General features: G+C 70.5%; 3 protein-coding genes. All 3 read right to left on the bottom strand.

Going from position 1 to position 2,141, the window contains the following annotated elements; genetic code table 11:
- Positions 1-76 precede the first annotated feature (76 nt).
- Positions 77-697 (bottom strand): DUF6239 family natural product biosynthesis protein, encoded by a 621-nt coding sequence (locus VFO68_RS15690; protein ID WP_325159024.1) that lies wholly within the window; start codon positions 695-697, stop codon positions 77-79.
- Complete coding sequence (locus VFO68_RS15685; RefSeq protein ID WP_325159023.1) at positions 664-1,233, bottom strand: hypothetical protein; 570 nt, start codon at positions 1,231-1,233, stop codon at positions 664-666. The genes VFO68_RS15690 and VFO68_RS15685 overlap by 34 nt, the downstream gene beginning before the upstream one ends.
- Before the next feature lie 77 nt (positions 1,234-1,310).
- Positions 1,311-2,039, bottom strand: a complete 729-nt coding sequence (locus VFO68_RS15680; protein ID WP_325159022.1) for an AraC family transcriptional regulator — start codon at positions 2,037-2,039, stop codon at positions 1,311-1,313.
- Positions 2,040-2,141 lie beyond the last annotated feature (102 nt).

The following is a 2,141-nucleotide window of genomic DNA, read 5'->3' as shown; positions in this document are numbered from 1 at the left end:
GGCCATGTGACCGCGCAACTGGTCTGCGCCGACTGCGAACGCCCGCTCTCGGTGGACGAGGTGACCACCAGGCCGGCTAGGTCGCAGACAGCAGTGGCAGGGTGAGCACGAGGCCGTAGGCGCTGGCGGCCAGGGCCGCGTTCGCGAGCACCGCGGCCTCGATGTGCACCAGCAGGCGCACCCGCCGGCCGGCCGGCCGCCAGACGGTGAACCAGGCCAGCGCGACCAGCGCGTACACCACCCCGGACCGCAGCAGCACCGGCAGGACGCCGCCCGCGCCGAACGCCCGGGCGAACTCGACGAAGGCCAGCAGCGCGGTGGCCGAGAACACCCAGGGGGCCAGCCTCCGCACCACCGCCCGGCCCACCTCGAACCGGGGATCCCTGGACAGCACGAGGAACATCGGCGCGGCCAGCGCCACCAGCAACAGCGGGACCGCCTGCCGGGGCAGGTCGAGGCCGTCGGCGAGGATCAGTTCGAGGACGGCCGCGACCGTCGCGGAACCCGCCACCAGCGCCGCGACCGTGCGCCCCGGTTCGGGCAGGAAGCCGCGCAGCATGGCGAACCCCGCGACGAGCGGAACCGCGATCAGCAGCCCGACCCGCAGGACCAGTGGCCCGATGGTGATCGGAACCTGGAGCACATGGTCGTGGCCCGGTTGGGTCAGCGCCCAGATTTGCTGCTGGCGCAAGAGCATCGCATCAGTTCCCGTTCGGCCGGCCGGGGGCGCAGGTGGTAGATCACGGCGATCACCATGGGAACGAAGACGATCGCGTTGTAGGCCAGGTGCAGCTCGACCCGCGGGAAGATCAGCTGCAGGAAGCTGGTGGGTTGCTTCTGGCCCAACAGGTTGTTGCCGGTGACGGCCTGCAGCAGCAACAGCAGGTGCTCCAGGTGGTGCCAGACCTGGATCCACAGTGCCACGGTCCACCAGGACCGGGCCCGGCCGACGAACGCGGGCCGGAGCACGATCAGGCCGATCAGCATCACGATCGCGAAGCCGTAGTGCAGCCACTCGGAGGTGACCAGCCAGGGAAACGCCAGTCCCAGGGCGCCCTTCGCCTTCGGCCGGGGCCAGTCCAGCGCGTAGATCTGCACCGCCTGGGTGATGTGCTCGACCCAGTGCGCGATCACGATCAGCATGAACACGTTCAGCGCGACCTTGTGGCCGCGGCCGTTGAGCCAGTCGCGTAACGTCGCTGCGCCGTCCGCCCGATCCTCGACCGTCGTCATCCGTTCGCCTCCCAGATCTCGATCACGCCCTAGCGTGCCCGCGGCACCGGTATGCCCGCCACTTCAAGATTGCCGGATCAGGAGGCGGCGCGGGAGAGCATCGTCGGCAGATCTTCGGTCACCGCCATCAGCACCGGCGGGTCGAGGGCGCTGACCGGACGCAGGCTGATGTCGGCGATGCGGGCGCTGACGGTCGCGGTGATCGTGAGCGTGCCGTAGACCCCGATGTGCGGGACCGGGTCGGTCGGCGCGTGCGCGAGCAGGTGCCAGGTGCCGACCGGGACGTCGTGCAGCGCATAGGGGCCGGGCGCCCGCAGCACCGTGGTCCGCACGGCAGGCGCCTCCTGGATCCGGCTGGGGAACAGGCCCACCACGATGAGCCGGGGCCGGCTGTCCGCGGGCGCGGTGACGGTGCCCCGAACGGTGCCGCCGGCCTCGGCCACCCGCGGCTCCTCGATCTCCGGGTTCGCCGGGTTGCCGCCGAACTGGCGGTAGGTGGTCGGGGAAACCCCGATGCTGTGCCGGAACCGCGAACTGAACGTGCCGACGCTGTTGTAGCCGACCCGGTGGCTGATGTCGGCGACGGTGAGGTTGGTGATCAACAACAGCCGTTTGGCCTCCGCGAGCCGCATGGCCGAGAGGAACCGGCCGGGGGAGACCCCGGTGACCCGCTGGAACATCCTGGTGAAGTGGAACTTGCTGAACATCGCCGACCGGGCCAGGTCGTCGATGGTCAGGCGGTCACCCAGGTTGGTCCGCATGGTGTCGATGGCGCGCTCGACGGCCCGCACGACGATCTCGTCCATGGCGGTCAGCTGACGTCGGCCGGGCGCGGCAGTTGGAACAGTTCGGTGAACCGTCCCAGCAGCGCGGGATTCCCGGCCAGTCGCACGGCGCCGCCGGTGATC

Source organism: Actinophytocola sp. (genome assembly GCF_035712165.1).
In the GTDB taxonomy this organism is placed as follows: domain Bacteria; phylum Actinomycetota; class Actinomycetes; order Mycobacteriales; family Pseudonocardiaceae; genus DASYTH01.
The sequence above is the reverse complement of the archived record's forward strand: the minus strand, read 5'-3'. Positions and strand labels throughout refer to the sequence as shown.

Bases quoted from the DNA above. Each gene is read 5' to 3' on its own strand.
- VFO68_RS15680 (WP_325159022.1), bottom strand. From the start codon at position 2,039: ATGGACGAGATCGTCGTGCGGGCCGTCGAGCGCGCCATCGACACCATG.
- VFO68_RS15690 (WP_325159024.1), bottom strand. From the start codon at position 697: ATGCTCTTGCGCCAGCAGCAAATCTGGGCGCTGACCCAACCGGGCCAC.
- VFO68_RS15685 (WP_325159023.1), bottom strand. From the start codon at position 1,233: ATGACGACGGTCGAGGATCGGGCGGACGGCGCAGCGACGTTACGCGAC.